This window comes from Leisingera sp. XS_AS12 (genome assembly GCF_041224635.1).
Taxonomy (GTDB): Bacteria; Pseudomonadota; Alphaproteobacteria; order Rhodobacterales; family Rhodobacteraceae; genus Leisingera.
The window spans coordinates 104439-121393 of record NZ_JBGFGM010000111.1 but is presented as its reverse complement, the minus strand read 5'-3'; the positions used below and the strand labels follow the sequence as shown (position 1 = coordinate 121393).

General features: G+C 59.5%; 11 protein-coding genes, 15 tRNA genes, 1 pseudogene and 1 riboswitch. Of the genes and pseudogenes, 6 read left to right on the top strand and 21 right to left on the bottom strand.

The features are described 5' to 3' along the window. Positions 1-20: 20 nt before the first annotated feature. Positions 21-230, bottom strand: a riboswitch (cobalamin riboswitch). A gap of 346 nt (positions 231-576) precedes the next feature. Next, entirely contained in the window at positions 577-1050 is a 474-nt protein-coding gene (gene hisI, locus AB9K35_RS17140; RefSeq protein WP_369927942.1) for a phosphoribosyl-AMP cyclohydrolase, read from the bottom strand. 79 nt (positions 1051-1129) lie between these two features. Here hisI and AB9K35_RS17135 point away from each other — a divergent pair, with 79 nt between their 5' ends. Further along, complete coding sequence (locus AB9K35_RS17135; protein WP_369927940.1) at positions 1130-2254, top strand: GTP-binding protein; 1125 nt, start codon at positions 1130-1132, stop codon at positions 2252-2254. A gap of 107 nt (positions 2255-2361) precedes the next feature. Then, on the top strand, positions 2362-3825 hold the full coding sequence (gene thrS, locus AB9K35_RS17130; RefSeq protein WP_369927938.1) for a threonine--tRNA ligase: 1464 nt from the start codon (positions 2362-2364) through the stop codon (positions 3823-3825). A 47-nt stretch (positions 3826-3872) separates the two neighbouring features. Here the strand turns inward: thrS and istB are convergent, their stop codons facing one another. The 4 genes from istB to AB9K35_RS17110 form a co-directional block, all read right to left on the bottom strand. Further along, positions 3873-4637, bottom strand: a complete 765-nt coding sequence (gene istB, locus AB9K35_RS17125; RefSeq protein WP_369927936.1) for an IS21-like element helper ATPase IstB — start codon at positions 4635-4637, stop codon at positions 3873-3875. Next, the gene (gene istA / locus AB9K35_RS17120; RefSeq protein ID WP_369928279.1) at positions 4634-6133 is read right to left on the bottom strand and encodes an IS21 family transposase; all 1500 of its coding nucleotides are present in this window, start codon (positions 6131-6133) and stop codon (positions 4634-4636) included. The genes istB and istA overlap by 4 nt, the downstream gene beginning before the upstream one ends. 103 nt (positions 6134-6236) lie before the next feature. Further along, entirely contained in the window at positions 6237-6554 is a 318-nt protein-coding gene (locus AB9K35_RS17115) for a recombinase family protein (RefSeq protein ID WP_369927934.1), read from the bottom strand. Continuing rightward, positions 6555-6764 (bottom strand): hypothetical protein, encoded by a 210-nt coding sequence (locus tag AB9K35_RS17110; protein WP_369927932.1) that lies wholly within the window; start codon positions 6762-6764, stop codon positions 6555-6557. It lies immediately after the preceding gene. Positions 6765-7201: 437 nt separating this feature from the next. On the opposite strand from AB9K35_RS17110, the pseudogene AB9K35_RS17105 reads away from it, so the two are divergent. Further along, positions 7202-8275, top strand: a pseudogene (locus AB9K35_RS17105) (recombinase family protein); the annotation flags it as partial. A 510-nt stretch (positions 8276-8785) separates the two neighbouring features. Here the strand turns inward: AB9K35_RS17105 and AB9K35_RS17100 are convergent. The 15 genes from AB9K35_RS17100 to AB9K35_RS17030 all read right to left on the bottom strand — a co-directional run bounded on the left by AB9K35_RS17100 (position 8786) and on the right by AB9K35_RS17030 (position 12073). Next, a tRNA-Ser gene (locus tag AB9K35_RS17100) sits at positions 8786-8875 on the bottom strand. A gap of 164 nt (positions 8876-9039) precedes the next feature. Then, positions 9040-9115: transfer RNA gene (locus AB9K35_RS17095), tRNA-Gln, on the bottom strand. A gap of 392 nt (positions 9116-9507) precedes the next feature. Then, positions 9508-9597: transfer RNA gene (locus tag AB9K35_RS17090), tRNA-Ser, on the bottom strand. A gap of 177 nt (positions 9598-9774) precedes the next feature. Next, a tRNA-Ser gene (locus tag AB9K35_RS17085) sits at positions 9775-9864 on the bottom strand. A gap of 154 nt (positions 9865-10018) precedes the next feature. After that, positions 10019-10093, bottom strand: a tRNA-Gly gene (locus AB9K35_RS17080). A 229-nt stretch (positions 10094-10322) separates the two neighbouring features. After that, positions 10323-10398: transfer RNA gene (locus tag AB9K35_RS17075), tRNA-Ile, on the bottom strand. 214 nt (positions 10399-10612) lie between these two features. Continuing rightward, positions 10613-10688 (bottom strand) — tRNA-Ala (locus AB9K35_RS17070). A 234-nt stretch (positions 10689-10922) separates the two neighbouring features. Further along, positions 10923-11007 (bottom strand) — tRNA-Cys (locus AB9K35_RS17065). Between the two features lie 31 nt (positions 11008-11038). Beyond that, positions 11039-11116, bottom strand: a tRNA-Arg gene (locus AB9K35_RS17060). Between the two features lie 22 nt (positions 11117-11138). After that, positions 11139-11223 (bottom strand) — tRNA-Leu (locus AB9K35_RS17055). 71 nt (positions 11224-11294) lie between these two features. Further along, positions 11295-11370 (bottom strand) — tRNA-Phe (locus AB9K35_RS17050). Between the two features lie 144 nt (positions 11371-11514). Next, positions 11515-11588 (bottom strand) — tRNA-Gly (locus AB9K35_RS17045). Positions 11589-11755: 167 nt separating this feature from the next. After that, positions 11756-11832, bottom strand: a tRNA-Pro gene (locus tag AB9K35_RS17040). Positions 11833-11891: 59 nt separating this feature from the next. Then, positions 11892-11967: transfer RNA gene (locus AB9K35_RS17035), tRNA-Asp, on the bottom strand. Between the two features lie 29 nt (positions 11968-11996). Then, positions 11997-12073: transfer RNA gene (locus AB9K35_RS17030), tRNA-Pro, on the bottom strand. 932 nt (positions 12074-13005) lie between these two features. Between AB9K35_RS17030 and AB9K35_RS17025 the strand changes: the two genes are divergently transcribed. Beyond that, positions 13006-13587: a hypothetical protein gene (locus tag AB9K35_RS17025; protein ID WP_369927930.1), complete on the top strand. Its 582-nt coding sequence runs from the start codon at positions 13006-13008 to the stop codon at positions 13585-13587. 62 nt (positions 13588-13649) lie between these two features. Here AB9K35_RS17025 and AB9K35_RS17020 read toward each other — a convergent pair whose 3' ends face one another. Then, positions 13650-13946 (bottom strand): hypothetical protein, encoded by a 297-nt coding sequence (locus AB9K35_RS17020; RefSeq protein ID WP_369927928.1) that lies wholly within the window; start codon positions 13944-13946, stop codon positions 13650-13652. Positions 13947-14860: 914 nt separating this feature from the next. Between AB9K35_RS17020 and AB9K35_RS17015 the strand changes: the two genes are divergently transcribed. Next, positions 14861-15682, top strand: a complete 822-nt coding sequence (locus AB9K35_RS17015; protein WP_369927926.1) for a hypothetical protein — start codon at positions 14861-14863, stop codon at positions 15680-15682. A gap of 5 nt (positions 15683-15687) precedes the next feature. Next, positions 15688-16797, top strand: a complete 1110-nt coding sequence (locus AB9K35_RS17010; protein WP_369927924.1) for a hypothetical protein — start codon at positions 15688-15690, stop codon at positions 16795-16797. Positions 16798-16955: the final 158 nt, after the last annotated feature.

The window sequence follows — 16955 nt, the reverse complement described above, 5'->3', positions numbered from 1 at the left end:
CCTTGGCGCGCCCCGCACCCGGACAGGGTGATCATCCTGGCAGGTCTCCTGACTCGCGGGTCGAGGCCTTGCTACGCCTTCCCACCCCTTGGGGCAGTGGCTTGTTGCAGCAGTGCTCTCCGCTCACAGTTGCGGGGGCAGTCACGGATTCGGCGCCTGTTGGCTACACCTCACCGTGTTCCCTATTAACCGGGTGGTTTCCCAGCCGGACCAGAACGGTTGCGATGTAGGCCGAAAGTAAATTCTTTGTCAAGCACAGCGAGAGCCCAGTTTTTTCAAGACAAGCAGACCCGCAGCCTTTGGAAATCACTTCCGGGCCTTAGGCCCGGAGTAGCGATAGATGTGCAGCCCGGATCGCATGAACCGGTAAATGGACAGTGACGACCCGGCGGGTCAAATCCACACCAAGGATGGTGACATGGGTGGTCGGCCCCGGACATCCGGGATCGTCGCAGTCCATTTCGACAACGGTAATCAGGGCAAGCTGCCCGGCACCGGCCATATCACGCACCAAGTGCTTTACGCGCTGGATATGCCACAGTGTGGTTGCCTTCCCTTTGATTTGGGCGGCAAAACTCACAGCTGTGTCGGGTTCGCTGCATCGCCATAGGTGGCAACCGGATCAAAACTCTTTTGGTCTTCCATGAAAACCAGCAGGGCACCCGCTGCGCTTCCAGTCGGTATAGCCCGGTAAAAACAGGACCTGTAGCCCACATGGCAGGAAGCACCAGAGCCTGCAACTGCCACACGCAGCCAGATGGCGTCCTGGTCGTCATCGATACGCGCTTCGACAACCTGCTGGACCAAGCCAGACGTTGCTCCCTTGCGCCAGAGAGTTTGACGGGCGCGGCTGAAGTAATGCGCCTCGCCGGTCTCCAACGTCAGCCGCAGGGCCTCTGCAGTCATCCAGCCAAGCATCAGAACCTCGCTGCTGTCCGCGTCAGTGGTGATGCAGGGTATTAGCCCGTCGGGACCGAACTTGGGTGCCAGCACGCAGCCCTCTTCGACTTCCTCGACCGATAGGCGGGGGGCGAAACGAATTTTGTCCACTTGGATACCTTGTTTTCTGTTATGTTATCTTATAACACCATGGCCATTCATGCTTCGCAACCAGAAAGAGCGGCACGACATGCAAAGCCAGACCCCTGTCACCTTGCTCACCGGCTTTCTGGGCGCGGGAAAAACCACGCTTTTGAACCGGCTGCTGCATGATCCCGCAGCGGGCCGTATCGCGGTTGTTGTCAATGAATTTGGCGATGCCGGCCTGGACCATGACCTGATCGAAGAGGCTGCCGAAGATGTGGTTCTGATGGCAGCCGGCTGCATCTGCTGCTCGATCCGCGGGGATCTGTCGAGGACGCTGATGTCCCTGCTGAACCGCCGCTCCCAAGGGGAACTGGCGTTTGACCGCGTGGTGATTGAAACCACCGGGCTGGCGGATCCGGGTCCGGTCCACCACACTTTGCTGATCGACAAGGAATTGGCCGCCAGTTTTGCATTGGATGGCATCGTGACCGCTGTCGATTCCGTTCTGGGCGAGGATACGCTGAATCAGCACGCCGAGGCGCAGGCACAGGTTGCCATGGCCGACCGGATTGTACTGACCAAGCGGGATCTGGCCAACCGGGCTGCCAAGCGGGCGCTGGCCCGGCGGCTTGACCGGCTGAACCCCGGCGCCCGGCGGATCGAGGCCGAGCATGGAGCCGTCCCCTCAGGGGCGTTGTTCGGGCTCAGCGCCTTGGGCCAGGAGACATCACGCAGCGATGTCCTCGACTGGCTGGCGGCGCCTAACGCCGCTGCACCGGCAGATCCTTTGGCGGGGATTTCCGGGTTCAGCCTGCCGCAACAGGAGCCGGTGCTGGAAATCGGAGGCCCATCGCACCATGCGACGGACAGCAGGATCGTTACTGCATCGGTGACAATCGATACGCCGATCCCAGCCAGCGTTTTTGATTTCTGGCTGGATGCGCTCATCGCTTTGCGTGGCGCGGACATTCTGCGGCTGAAGGGCATTGTCCATATCAAGGATGTGCCGACGCCCTTTGTCTTTCATGGCGTCCAGCACATTTTCGAACCTCCCGTACCACTGAGGGGCTGGTCGGCAGGCGACCATACCAGCCGCGTTGTCGTGATCGCCCGGGATTTCGCGCAGGAGTATCTCGAACAAAGCCTGGCCATGCTGCGCATGCGTCCAAATGAAGGGGGCGAGACCCAGGGCATAACCGTTCACACTCTGAGCGCGGCGGCCTTGTGACCCTGCGCTTGTTTTCCACCAATGCTTCGCGCCGATGAAGCGCTGCAACCCATGGGCGGGCCAGGACATCCCCCGGCACTGCCCGCAAGACCCAGGAAGCAATCACTATGATCCATGTTCACTTGCCTGACGGGGCTGCCCGCGTGCTGACCGATGGTGCGACTGCTGCCGACCTGGCCGCCGCAATCAGCCCCAGTCTGGCCAAACGCACCGTTGCAGCCTCGGTCGACGGGTATTTGACCGATCTGTCGGCGGCTCTCCCTGATGGCGCTGCAGTTGAGCTTGTGTCCCGCGATGACCCGCGTGCGCTGGAGCTGATCCGCCATGATCTGGCTCATGTGCTGGCCGAAGCGGTACAAACGCTCTGGCCCGGAACCCGGACAGCTATCGGCCCGGCAATCGAACATGGTTTCTACTACGACTTCGAACGGGAGACGCCCTTCACCCCCGAAGATCTGCCGGTGATCGAAGCCAAGATGCGTGAGATCATCGCAAGCCGCACGCCTTTTTTGTGCGAGACCTGGACCCGCGACCAGGCGCGTGCCCATTTCGAAGCTGCAGGCGAGCGCTATAAGCTGGCTCTGCTGGATGCGATCCCAGAGGGCGAGCCGGTGACCATCTACCGGCAGGGTGATTGGCTGGATCTCTGCCGCGGTCCGCATATGCGCCACACGGGCGACGCCGGTGCTGCCTTCAAACTGACACGGGTTGCCGGGGCCTATTGGCGCGGTGATGCCCAAAACCCGATGCTCAGCCGGATCTATGGCGTGGCCTTCGCCTCAAAGGTTGATCTGGACGCACATCTGACCATGATGGCCGAGGCGGAGAAACGCGACCACCGGCGGCTGGGGCGCGAGATGGACCTGTTCCATTTCGAAGAGGTCGCGCCGGGCTCGATCTTCTGGCATCCGAACGGTTGGCGCCTGTTCCAGACCTTGATCGGCTATATGCGCGACCGGCAGGAGGCGGCCGGGTATCTGGAAGTGAACTCACCCGACATCATGGACCGCGCGTTGTGGGAGACCTCGGGCCATTGGCAAAACTACCGCGCCAACATGTTCCTGGCGCAAACCGAGGATGACCGCGACTATGCACTGAAGCCGATGAACTGCCCCGGCCACATGCTGATCTACGGACAAGGCACCAAAAGCTACCGCGATCTGCCGCTGAAATTGGCCGAATTCGGTAAAGTGCATCGCTACGAGCCCTCCGGCGCGCTGCACGGGCTTCTGCGTGTGCGCAGCTTTACCCAGGATGACGCCCACATCTACTGCACGCCTGAGCAACTGACCGAAGAGTGCCTCAAGGTCAACGACCTGGTTCTGTCCATCTACCGTGACTTCGGCTTTAAGGATGTACGCATCAAACTCTCCACCCGGCCGGAAAACCGGATCGGCAGCGAGGAGAGCTGGGACCGCGCCGAAGATGCGTTGCGCAGGGCGCTGGATGCTTCAGGGCATGAATACACTCTGTTCGAGGGTGTCAACGGCGGACCAAAACCCGGCCACTGGGGCGGAGCAAAAGTCGGCCAGTTTGGGATTTGCGCCTTGGAGCTTGCGGCCCCCAAATAGCAAGCACGGTCCAAGGCGCATTGGCCGCCAGGCCAATTCTTTGAGGATCAGTTTTGGACGTCGGCGATACGTGCGCGGCTTTGATTGAGGCGGTAGCTTTCGCCGTTCATCTCCAAGATATTTACGTGGTGGGTCAGCCTGTCCAGCAGGGCTCCGGTCAGGCGTTCGGTTCCGAAGGTTTCTGTCCATTCTTCGAACGGGAGATTGCTTGTGATCAGGGTTGAGCCGCGCTCGTATCGCTGAGAGATCAGCTCGAATAGAAGCTCGGCGCCGGTTTTGCTCAAGGGGACGAAGCCCAACTCGTCAATGATCAGCAGTTTGACCTTGGCAAGTTTGCGCTGAAGCTGCAGGAGGCGTTTCTCGTCGCGGGCCTCCAGCATCTCGTGAACGAGGGCTGCGGCGGTGACAAAGGCGACAGGTAATCCTTTCTGGCAGGCGGCCAGCCCCAGCCCGAGGGCGACATGGGTCTTGCCGGTTCCCGACGGGCCGAGCGCGATGACGTTCTCCTTGCGCTCGATCCATTCGCAGCGCGCCAGTTCCAGCACCATCATCTTGTTCAGTGATGGGATGGCTGTGAAGTCGAAGCTGTCCAGGCTTTTGACCGCCGGGAACTTTGCTGCCTTGATCCGGCGTTCCACCATGCGCCGCTCCCGGTCGATCAGTTCCAGCTCGGTCAGCCGGGCCAGGTAGCGCACATGATCCACGCCCTCGGCCGCACAGATGCGCGCCTGCTTGTCGTGTTCGCGCAGGAAGGTCGGCAGTCGCAGGGTTTTGAGGTGGTGGGCGAGCAGCAGTTCGGGGGCGTTCGTCATGCCTCACCTCCTGCCAGAAGGCGCATGTAGGACGCAGCCGAGGTAGTGGCGATGTTGGTTCTGGGCAGGAACGGATAGACATCAAGATCCAGCCTCGGGGGCCTTCGCTCGACCCTGCACAGGACAAGGTGCTTGATCGCGTCGAAGCTGACCGCACCCATTCGCAGGGCGTCTTTGACGGCCAGGTGCAGTACCTCCAACTCGAACCGTTCCAGCAGGCGCAGGACCTGCACATACTCCCTTTTGCCCGCCTTTCCCTGGCGCGCTTCCAGTAATCGTCGGAGCGTGGCGAAGGCTTCAGGCAGTTCCCAACCCTGCAGGGGCGCAGCCTGATCGAAGGACATGATCTTGCGCTCGATCAGTGGCAGGTAATGCAGCGGGTCGAACACCATGTCGCCGCTGTCATAAGAGCGGGGATGATCGGCGATCACCTCGGTACTGCTGCCGATAACGACGCGGGTCACGAAGCCCTTGATCCAGACCGCGCGGTGGCCATAGGTGACCGGTACCGAGTAGTCGTTACCGCGATACCGCACCACCGATGTCGACGTGACCTGGCCGCTTTGCAGATCACAAGCTTCAAAGGGCGCGGTTGGCAGGGTGCGCATCGCAGCAAGATCCGCTTCCAGCCGCTCGCCAATGCTGATCTTGTGGCCGCGCAGAATGTCGGCCTGCCGTTTGCGGCATTGCTCTTCAAGATAATCGTTGAACGCATCCCAGTCAGCAAAGCGCGGGATCGGCACCATGAAGTTGCGCCGTCCATAACCTACCAGTCCCTCCACAGCGCCCTTGTCGTTCCCCTTGCCCGGACGTCCATAGCGATCATCGATCACATAATGCGACAGCATTGCGCTGAACCGTTGAGTTCTTTGCCGGGTGCCGTCTGGCATGATCTTCGCCACCAGGCAGCGGTCATTGTCATAGAGGATCGACAGGGGAACCGCCCCAAAGAATGCAAAGGCATGCACATGCCCATCCAGCCAAGCCTCGGTGGTCGCTGCAGGATAGGCCCGGAGAAAACACGCATCGCTCTGCGGCAGATCAAAGGCGAAGAAGTGCGCCTTCTGCTCAACGCCGCCAATCACCACAAGCGCTTCACCAAAATCCGCTTGTGCATGTCCCGGGGGATGGCTCAGCGGCACGAACATCTCCCTGCCAGTCCGCTTCCGGTGGCGCACGTAATCCTTCACGATGGTGTAGCCACCATCAAACCCGCATTCGTCGCGCAGCCGCTCAAAAACCCGCTTGGCTGTGTGGCGCTGCTTGCGTGGCCGGGCCTTGTCCTCCGCAAGCCATTGATCGATCTGATCCGTGAATGGATCAAGCTTCGGCCGTCGGATCGGCGCCACCCGGCGATACCCGGGCGGCTCCGAATAGGCCAGCATCTTTGCAACGCTGTCCCGGCTGATGCCAAAATCCCGGGCAATCTGGCGTCCGCTCAAGCCATCCTGAAAATGAGCGTGACGCACCTTCAAATACAAGTCCACGGTGTATATCCCCAAGCCCTCCCGAAAACCGAAAGGGCAAAAGTGGACGACTTTTAGGCCGCCCGCGACAGCACAATACCGCCGCTACCGTGGCCGAGTATTGCTCCGCCGTTTACAGCCATTCAGCTTCGTAGGATTCCCGTGCCAAACGACTGAAAGAATGCACGATCAGCAGATTGATCGTCACAGTACCGGACTTGATTATGTCCAATATCTCACCCAGAGAACGCCCATCCAATGAACGTCCAGAACGGGCATCAGAGAACTCATGCGCGACAGTGATCCCCGCCTGTCGACAGTGTTTTCGCATGCTCTCCATCTGATCAGGAATGGATAGATCCGATTTAGCCTGCTCGGCTGATGACACTCTGGCGTAAAGGATCGCGTTAAGCTGGGTACCAGGGAAGTCTTGGCCGAAGGGATAACTCATTTACGTCCCTCCTTTCTTGTCATTCAGCAGATCACTCATATCCTTTTGGTAAAAGGTTTCGAGCGCGCGGATTTCCTGTTCTGTCACGAACCGAACCGACTTGAGTTCGTTCACGACAAAAAACCTGGACGTTTCCCTGAAACGGCTTTTCTGCGTCCTCGCGCCCGCCGAAAGCGCGTCTTTCGACAGATCATGTGTGTATTCAGACATTGTGCCTCATCTCCATAGCTTTGGCGTTCCAGCCGAAGCCGGTTCGCTGTTGACTAATGAGACCGACCGATCGGCAGGCCTCAGTGCAGGAAGAACCCTGCTCAAGAGATGGACACATTGGCATCGCCGTTGTGCACCAATTAGTTGGCCTCAGACTACAAGCCGTTCAAGCCCCACAACAAGCTGTTTTTTTTAGATTTTTGCTCTTCGGATCTCGTGATTTCGGCCAACGCACGCGCGCGTTGAAGCACTGAGCCTGGAGCTTTTTCTTGGTGCGTTCAAATTGAAATGCACCAAGAAAAAGTATCCAGCGCTAAGAGCTCAATGGGAACAAACGCGAACATTCGCTTGAACCTTGATTCGTACACTGGCTATTGTTGGAGCCGATCCAGCACACATTTTTCGCCTCGAACGCGATTCCATGGAAGGGTATTGCCGTGCAAAAGCAGTTTGTCGCCTCACCAGGCAGCCGCGCCGTTATTTATCTGAGAGTTTCGACAGGCAAGCAGGCCCAAAAAGATCTTTCCATTCCAGATCAGCGCAAACAGCTCAAGGCATATTGCAAGCATAGCGCTTACAGCATCGTCGGTGAGTTCAAAGACGCCAAGAGTGGCACAACCGACAAGCGGCCAGGCTTTCAAGCCATGGTCGATGCCATCCTTTACGGCGGGCTTGAGTGTGAACTTATTGTCGTTCACTCATACAGCCGTTTCTTCCGGGATCAGGTCGTCGGCGAACTCTACATCAGATCGTTGGCCAAACGAGGTGTTCGTGTGGTCAGCCTGACTCAGCAAACCGATGAAAGCCCTGAAGGTAATTTGATGCGGCGCATCCTGGCTATTTTCGATGAATATCAATCACTGGAGACAGCAAAACATGTCAGGCGCAGCCTCCACGAAAACGCCCTGCAAGGTTACTGGAACGGCGGCAGCACACCCTTCGGGTACAAAGTTGTAGAAGTCGAACGGCGTGGAAAGACCCGGAAAAAAGGTTTGGTGATTGATGAACGCGATGCAAGCGTGGTGCGTCGCATGTTCGATCTTGCCCTCAAGGGTGACGGGTCTTCCGGCCCCATGGGTATCAAGGCAATCGTATGCTGGCTAAATGAAAGAGGATATCGCACGAGAAGAGGCAACAAATGGGGCGTGAGCGGCGTTCATCGCCACCTTACCGATCGGACATATACGGGCGAGTTTACGTTCCGCAGCGGTGAAAATGGAGGTGTGGAAATCCCGCTGCAGGTGCCGGCCATCGTATCTGAAGATGAATTTCTGCAGTTGCGCGATTTCCTTGATGCCAGGAACCCGAAGAAGACACCGCCGAGAGTCGTGACCGGCGATGTCCTCCTAACGGGTCTCGTTACGTGTCCGCATTGCGGCAACGGGATGACCACGCAAACAGGAAAGGGTGGTCGCTATCGCTACTACTCCTGTTCCAATCATATGCGTACGGGTAAGTCAGGTTGCCAAGGTCACCGTGTACCCATGGGCGCACTTGACGAGCTGGTTCTTCAGCATGTTCGAGAAGACCTGCTTACTTCCGAGAAAGCGAATGCACTCCTCGACCCTTTGCGCACACGCCAAGAGAAAGCCGAAGAAGATCAAGCGGAGCGGCTGGCAACTCGTGACACCGAAGTACACGCGGCCAAGAAGAGCCTCGACGCCTTGTACGACATGATCCGGCACGGGCTGGTGGACCTTGCTGAAGAAGACTTCAAGCAAAGGTTCCTGTCAACGAAGGAACATCACCTTCGCGCCCAAAGGGAACGGGATCAGGTCGCCGCAGAACTCACTCCGGACGCTCGCGTCAGCCATCAGAAGGTTTCAACATTTATTTCCGGGATCCAGGAGGCCCTTGCGAAGCAATCAATTGCCGGAAAGCGGGGCTTCCTTCGGGCGATCATTGACGAGATCAAAGTAGGTGTTGATCAAATTACGATATTGGGTCGCAGGTCACAATTTGAGAGAGCCATAGTGAGCGGCGAAGCGATCGCTTCCACAGTTCCCACTTTTGTTCGTAAGTGGCGGGTGGCGAGGGATTCGAACCCCCGGGACGCTTTCACGCCCATCAGTTTTCAAGACTGCCGCCTTCGACCACTCGGCCAGCCACCCAGGTGTTCAGCGCTGTTAAGCGCCAGGTCGAACTCCAAGGCCAAATGGCCGCAGAGGAGAATGAATTGGCTGGGGTGGCACGGTTCGAACGTGCGACCTGTGGTACCAAAAGCGTTCGCGCCTTCGGTTCCCTCTCAAAGCCCCGATCCTGTCCTGTTCATTCCTGGCTGGGGCGGGACGGTTCGAACGTCCGACCTCCGGTACCAAAAACCGTTGCTCTACCAGCTGAGCTACGCCCCAATGAGTGGAATGAACAGGACAGGACCTGCGCTCACCTCTACCAGCTGAGCTACGCCCCAAAAGCGAACCCGCTTTACGCGGGTATTGATAACCAGGAGATGTCCGTGATCCAGCCACGGATCCCGCCGCCTTTCAGCGCGGAGGACAGTTGCCCCTGGTCTCGACCGGTTGGCAAAACCGGCCGGCCGGGATTTCCCGGCTTGTCGGATTGAGCGGCGGTCGGGAGGGACCGGCGTCGCTCTGAAAATGGTGGAGGCCGCCGGTCCTTCCCCGGCTGTTCGGACATGCGCTGCCGGTAAGGCAGCGGCCGCTGTGATGAAACCGCGGGCCCGCAAATTTGCTATGCCTCCATGAGTCGGCACTGGCCTGATAAGGCCGTCCGGGCATGGTATTGGCGGGCAGGAAGGGATTTGAACCCCCGGAACCCTTTCAGGTTCGCCGGTTTTCGAAACCGGTGCATTCGACCACTCTGCCACCTGCCCGGGAAGAGTGGAAATTGGCTGGCGCCTCTCCTAGTGAAAGCGGACGCCAAGAGCTCACCCTCATTTCTTTTTCCTCGCAGAAGGCTTGACCGCGGTTGATCCGCCCGAGGGCCAGATGTCGGCACCGTCCGCGTCGTGGCGGCACACCGATCGATCTCTGGCAAGATTCCACATGTTTGGCGGAGGGAGCCGGATTCGAACCGGCGGGACCCGTAAAGGCCCGCCGCCTTTCCAAGGCGGTGCATTCGACCACTCTGCCATCCCTCCGTGAGATGCGGCCGCAAAATATTGACCGGAAGGCGCTGTCCGAAGGCGCTGGATGCCCTGCCGGGTCTAACACTGTTTTTCCTCGAGTTGTCCTTCCGGCCACCGTCCGGGCAGGATCCGCGTGACCCCGGCCATTTCGGCATTCCGTGTATTCTGGAGCGGCAGGCGGGTATCGAACCCGCGACCTATACCTTGGCAAGGTATCGCTCTACCCCTGAGCTACTGCCGCATCTGACCTGCAGTGCAGGCCGCGGAGCAGCTCGCCCGACAGTCGTTCCGGCATTGGCCGGCAACGATGAGAGGAACTGAGCTACTGCCGCAATCGCCGGCGAAGGGATGGAACCCTGCTTCCCCATACCTTGCGGATCGTCGGGGCGTCCCGGATGGGACCGGCTGGCCCCGGCCTTTCGCACAGGGGCGTAGGATGTGCGGAGAGCGCAAGGCTCTCAACGCGAAGCTGGTGGTGCATGGTCGGATTCGAACCAACGACAATCGGATTATGAGTCCGGCGCTCTACCACTGAGCTACAGCACCATGAGGCCAGATGGCCTTATGCTTCTCCTGAAGCTCTGCCCTCTGTTGATCTCAAGATCAACAGAGGGGAGCTACAGGCTCATTTGCGGGCGAGGGCGCGACCGGGCACGCCATGATCCTTGCCTGGATCCTCCGCTTGGCCGGCTACCTATGGCATTCACCGGCCCTCGCCCCGATGCGAACGCTTTGCACACGCCCGCATCCTTCAGGAATTTGGTGGACCTTGCCGGGCTCGAACCGGCGACATCCTGCTTGCAAAGCAGGCGCTCTCCCAACTGAGCTAAAGGCCCGTGATCTTTTGACGAAGCCCCCAAGGCGGCACCCACCCCTTACCGTGCCGGGCAAGGGTGGGGCCCCGTCAAAAAACCACGAATTTGGAGCCGGCAGCCGGAGCGACCCGGAATGCGCGCACATCTGAGCTTCTCGTCCGCGCGCCCTCTGCAGAGGCGCCGGGCTCACTGCCGGCAAAGCTGTCTTGCGATCTCCGGGGTGCCTTTTCTGGCCCCGCGCCGGAGATCATGTTCTGGAGGTGCCGCCCGGAGTCGAACCGGGTCTCACGAAGAGGCTACGGATTTGCAATCCGCCACGTTACCGTCCCGTCCCGGCACCACCGGTTCCCTTGACCCTGGGCGGCGGGTATTGGAGCTTCCTGAGAGACTCGAACTCCCGGCCTCCGCGTCCGTAGCGCGGCGCTCTATTCCAACTGAGCTAAGGAAGCGCTGCCCGAAGGCTGGCGTTTATGGTACGGGTGGAGGGTCTCGAACCCCCATGGATTACTCCGCCAGAACCTAAATCTGGTGTGTCTACCAATTCCACCACACCCGCACATATTTGCGAATTTCGTCGGCCAGTTTTGCCGGGCGGCCGACCCCGGTAGGCGCGAATGCGCTGTTTTCTGGTGCGACGGGATGGTTTCGAACCACCGACACCCTGGGCTTCAACCAGGTGCTCTACCAACTGAGCTACCGTCGCATGGCGGCCGAAACCGCCGGCAATGGCTTTCTGTGGGGCCTGGGTCTGCCAAGGGGCGTCAGTCCCCATTGGTTTCGCCCTCTGACGCCGAGCCGGCCCTCCGGGGGCGCCCAGGCTCACCAGAAAACCATCGCCATGATGTTTTGGAGCGGGCAGCGAGAATTGAACTCGCCTCACGAGCTTGGAAGGCTCGGGCACAACCACTATACCATACCCGCTCATTCAGAACGCCTGTGACAGAGGCTAAGTCTGCCTGGGTGTTGCGGCCCAGGCTTCGCCCTAGCAACGTCGGACCGCGATGCTTTCCCGAAGGTATCAACCCCGGGCTCCTGTCGCGCCGCCCCTGTCAGAGGCGTTCTGAAGATATCGATTTGCTTGCAAGATCTGGTCGGGATAGCAGGACTTGAACCTGCGACCTTCCGTCCCCCAGACGGACGCGCTACCAGGCTGCGCCATACCCCGGACACCGGATCTTGGAAGAAAACCGTTCCACGGCCAGATGTGCGGGCCGCGGAGGAATTTGGCGAAGCGTACGGGGATCGAACCCGTGATTTCCTGCGTGACAGGCAGGCGTCTTAACCACTCGACTAACGCTCCAGGGCGGCCCGATCGGGCCGCCAGAAAGATGGTCGGGATGAGAGGATTTGAACCTCCGACCTACGGTACCCAAAACCGTCGCGCTACCAGGCTGCGCTACACCCCGCCGCGAAAATGAAAAAACACAGTTCCATTTTCACAGAATGGATCTTCTGCCGGAACAGCGCTGCTGCGCGGCTCTGGGAGAAAATCTAAGGATGCGCCGGGGCCGACCGAATTGCCGGCCCCAGCACATGACACATGTGATCGCAGAGCCTCCCCGCACGGGGTGGGTGCAATCTTTCAGGCCTCGACTTGGCATCCGGATGATCGGTCAGCGACGCAAGTCGCATATTCCTACCGGGAGCAAGGCCTTCCGCCAGCAATGTCAAAGAGCGCAGATCAGGGCATCGAGCCTTGAGTCTGACCGGCGGAAGCACAATTCTTCAAGGAAGGGTGCAGATTGCCGGGTTTGGTTGAGGGAAGGCCCGATGCTCTGGGCGTTCCGATCCGGCTATCTTGCTGATCTTTAGGGCTTTTAGACCCTCAGCTGCCGGAAACGCGGGCGTCGGACTGGATAAACCAACCGCACGGGAGATACCCCTGCGAATTGGAACTTCCAGGGACTATTTGCATGGCGCGCCGCGAACGTGACGGGAGTGCATGCAATGTCGACAGAGCGATTGCGTCGTGGCGTTTCATTCCATGTCCTCCTTTCTTCGCGGTGGCGCCCAGCGGGCCCAAGTTTCAGCAGTTCAGGGCATCATGCCCGTTCGATCTGTGGAGAAAGCTAGCGCAAGGAAGTGAAGTTGAAAAGAGGAAAAATGCACTCCGACCAAAAAAAGTGCGAAAAAGATACTTCAGGGTTGTGCCGGGCTCTCTGTGGATGATGTAAAGTATTAGCAAAAACAGTTGCTTGTCGTAAATTCAGCGTTGCGCCTCTCGCGTCTGAAAAAAAACCGGTAGCTGCTGCAAGCTGGGCGTGTATGCGAAAAACAATATGATTTTGGGTTTTCAGGGGTCCGAAATAGCTTGGCTGCAAACAAGGAGAGATACCCCATGAAATTCATGCCGATCGGACAGGAGCCTGAACGGATTGATGTCGCAGAGGACGTCTATGCAGTCAAAACCGGGCGCTTCTACCACATCGCCTTCCCCTATCACCCGCAGGCGCCCGATATCATGCGCTCTGTGAAGACCGCCTATTTCGTACCGGAAACGAAGGGCTGGACGGCGCGGATCATTCGCCACCAGGATATCTATCATGCTCTGTGCAAGATTGATGCGCTTCTCCCCGCGGACCGCCATGAGAAGAGGCGGGCCCGAGAGGCGGCCACGGCTGGCGAGGGCGGTCAGCGCAAGACGGGCAAGAAGCCCGCTGCACGTCAGCAGCGTATCCTTGTTCTGGCATCTGATGATGTCTGCGAGACGCAAATTCTTGAGGTTAAGGGCAAGCATGTGACCGTGGAACGTTTGGGGACGCCGTTCATGGCGGATCGCAAATTTGCCAAATGGGGAAAGCCCGAACTGGTGGGCAAGCTGGTTCGCTACGCTTACCACAGGCCGTCCACGGAAGCGGAGATTGAGGCCCATCACATGGAAAGGGCGTCGGAAGATCCCAGCTCCGAGATGGCCATGTAAATGCAGCTCACCCGCCCGGCGCGCCAAGCCCCTCTCTTCCTTTGCAGCTGAGACGAGCGGATTCAATGCCCGCTGCGGCAGCTTGGGATCTCGCTCTCAAGCGGCAGGTCGGCGGGCGGGTGAAACCCTTCACAGATCAGCCATTCCCTGATCAGGATCCACCGGTCCTGGTGGCTGGCTGGCCATCTCCAGCGCTCCAGCTCAGCGCATTTTTGCTCCAGCTCTGAAAGGCGCGCCCCCGCCAGCTGCAGGCCGTGGGCCTCTGCCCAGGTGCGCAATGGGGTAAGCCATTCGTTTGAGCTGAACGTGTCCAGCGCTTCTCTGAGGTCTTTGGGGATCGTAACCGGCCAGTCCTTCATGCCACAGCAACTACATCGGAGATCGGCCTCATGGCAAGGTTGCTCGCTGCGGCCGGCTAGCCCGCCCGGTGTGCCGCTGACCGCTGATGCCGCGCAGATGGCTCGTAGAGGCTCATTTTGGCTGCCAGAGAGGCTCGAATTGCAACGTTGTTCGGTTACGCCGCTGAATTCACGCGATTATTTTACTTTATTGCAATGCGCCGGGGAGGGCATTCCGGCCCACCAAGGCGGGCAGGGGCTGTTTCAGCCCGCACTCGACTCCCCAATTGTTCTTTAAAATCAACGTTGTATCACCGATACATATGCGTTACAGGTGAAGTTTCGGTCGTAAGTGGCTGATTTTGCTCTGTTAATTCTGTATATCTATATCTGTAACACTATAGATAGTTATATATAAAGAAGAAGAGAGAGACTCCTGTATAAACACTCAATCCATATATACATTCCCTCGCCGAAACAGGCGTTACGACGTTACAAGGTGCTTAAACTGCTGAATTAAATCACAAAACACCGTAACCATCACCTGTTTCTCCCTGTTGCGCTTCCGTTGCAGCCACAGGTTTCCGCAGATGCGAAAAACGTATTGTGCGGCTGGCCGGGCGTGGCTATGCTCGGTGCTGAAATTCAACAGGAGGCTATGGCGTATGCAGGAGGGCGGAAAGCCGCAGGCGGACCGAATGATCCGCCATCTTTCGCCGGCGCAACTGCGCCGTATCGGAACGGCTCTCTATGGCGATAAGGTCGGCTGGCAGAGCCGCGTGTCTGAGGCGCTTGGAGTGAGCCGAGGCACCGTGACAAGGTGGATGTCGGGTGCGACCCGGATCCCGACCCCTGTATCCTTGGCCCTTCAGTACATGCTGAGGGACCGTCGCTCCCAAAGCGATCGGCCATCGGAAATGCGGAGCGCTTAGGGTATGCGAAAAACAGACGCACAAGCTAGCCCCCTGGATGATGCCCTGAGGGCATGGTGCGACGAGCTGCACGAGGTCATCAACGAGGCGGCCGCAGATCGCAATCTTGAACGCAGGTGCCGCGATCCCTGGGTCGATGTCGCACTCAACGCGCATGCCGATCAGATCGATGCGTCTCACCTCGGCGAGTTCGGGGTGAAGCTGTCCGGTGAGGACATGCGCGGCCCAGCTTTTCGGGCGTTTGCCGCGGAAGTCCGCGGGGCGATGCCGGCGGTGGGGTGGCCTCTGCGCCTGAGGCTGACCTTGCTGGGCTTTGCAGATCGGATCTGGTGGCGCCCCCGTCCCACCGGCATGGGGGTTTGCGGAAAGCTTTTCGGCTCCTTTGGGGAGCAGTCGAACGATATGGTTGTCATGACCAGCCGATGGAGCGGCAACGGCGAAGTGGCCGGTCTGGACCGGCTGGTAGAGGGGATGCGGCTTGTGGACCTCGCATGTCCGCCCAGCAACCGGCCGATTGGTGCCTGGTCCACCTCGAGCGATCTCATCGGCTCAACGCATGTTCATATCGAGGACATCCATGCCCGAACGGAAGCCGAATTCATTCTGAAGCAATCCTTGTTCCGGCGCGGGCTTGCGGGCTTCCGGGAGATGATTGCCGCGGGCAGGTTCGAGCCAATGCGAAATGATGAGCGCTGCTGGTTCGTTGTTACGGAGCTGGGGGATCTCGACCGGAACCCGCTTGGCGTCAACCGGCGTTTTCTGGATGCCGTGGATGAAATCAATGACCGCCTCACCTGGTCCCGGACAGCCGAATTGGAGCCTTGAAAAGCATGACGATCGAACATGAAGGCCTGACGCAGGAGCAAGTCGATGAGCGCGCTGTTGCGCGATTTGCCGAGGAGATGCGGCGCAAGCTGGCCCGGTCCCGGGCGAAGGGCCGCGATGGCTGGCAGGACCCGAAGCTGTGTCCGATCGAGCGCTTGGCATCAATGTTTGCCGGTCATTTGGGAAAAACGAACGAAGGGAACCTGGTTGACCTGGCGACGCTGGCGATGATGCTGCATGAGCGCGGGGCGCATCCCGTGACTTTGCTGCGCACGCTCTCCTTGCCGGAGCCGGTTTTCGTTTCCGAGGAGGAGAGGATCTCCTGGGATGACGGGACCAGCGTTCCGGTGGACCCCGTATGGGTTCTGGATATTGACGGCATCCGGCTGGAAGTCGCCAACGAGGCCAAGGCAAGATCGGTCGCGTCCGCAATCAATGCCCGGTCTCAGAAGCCCCTCGATACGGCCGCTCTCAAGCGGCTGGCGGAGGCCTTGCGGCCCCTGGCAGAGTTCATGGACATCCCCGGGGCGAGCTGCGCACCTCATGACGCCGTCATCAGCAAGTCGCTGGAGGGCGGGCGCGGGCCGGCGCTAACCTTCGGCGATGCCCGTCGGGCGCAGGATGCAATTGCCGCTGGTGAAGCTCACATCGATGTCTCTGAGGTGCCTTCAAAAGGTGATGCCTATTCGGCTGCAGCGGCCGGCACCGCGTTCGCAGGTTTGCGTAAAGAGCTGGAGGGCCTGCCGCCAGGCGCCGCACGGGATCAGGCTCTGGCAGCAGCGGATAGGGCGCAGGCCCGGGTTTTGGAGGATGTGGATGTGCCGGGTGCATTCCGCCGTACCTTTGCCGCCAATTGCAGCAGAAGGGACGCCTCGGTGTGCGAGACAGGCATCGCGCCTGATCGAACTGAGCTGATCCGGGCTATGGAGCCGTTTGCACGACTGGGGGTCGGGGAAGACGGTGGCGACATTGTGCTCAGCCTGATGGGGGAGCGGATCAAGGACTGGCTGGGGGTTCGTGATTTTCAGGCAATCAGGCGGGTCTTTGCGGAGGTCTCGGGCGACAAGCTGCCGGACCCGATTGCGGCCTGTGAGCCGGAGAGTGCAGAGCCATGAGGCTCGTTGGGTCCGTGCGCCCTGTTGTGGTCGAGATCTGCTGGTGCTGCTCAGGGACCGGGAAGCGGCTAGCGACTGTCTCCCCCATGCGCTTCAAGCCTTGCCCGGTGTGCTATGGCCGCCGCGGAAGGCAGATCAGCAGGGGAGAGGTTCAGGAT

Excerpts from the sequence above, each read along its gene's own strand:
- AB9K35_RS17020 (WP_369927928.1), bottom strand. The coding sequence starts at position 13,946 with ATGAAGGACTGGCCGGTTACGATCCCCAAAGACCTCAGAGAAGCGCTG.
- AB9K35_RS17110 (WP_369927932.1), bottom strand. The coding sequence starts at position 6,764 with ATGTCTGAATACACACATGATCTGTCGAAAGACGCGCTTTCGGCGGGC.
- AB9K35_RS17015 (WP_369927926.1), top strand. The coding sequence starts at position 14,861 with ATGCGAAAAACAGACGCACAAGCTAGCCCCCTGGATGATGCCCTGAGG.
- AB9K35_RS17025 (WP_369927930.1), top strand. The coding sequence starts at position 13,006 with ATGAAATTCATGCCGATCGGACAGGAGCCTGAACGGATTGATGTCGCA.
- AB9K35_RS17010 (WP_369927924.1), top strand. The coding sequence starts at position 15,688 with ATGACGATCGAACATGAAGGCCTGACGCAGGAGCAAGTCGATGAGCGC.
- istB (WP_369927936.1), bottom strand. The coding sequence starts at position 4,637 with ATGACGAACGCCCCCGAACTGCTGCTCGCCCACCACCTCAAAACCCTG.
- AB9K35_RS17115 (WP_369927934.1), bottom strand. The coding sequence starts at position 6,554 with ATGAGTTATCCCTTCGGCCAAGACTTCCCTGGTACCCAGCTTAACGCG.
- AB9K35_RS17135 (WP_369927940.1), top strand. The coding sequence starts at position 1,130 with ATGCAAAGCCAGACCCCTGTCACCTTGCTCACCGGCTTTCTGGGCGCG.
- thrS (WP_369927938.1), top strand. The coding sequence starts at position 2,362 with ATGATCCATGTTCACTTGCCTGACGGGGCTGCCCGCGTGCTGACCGAT.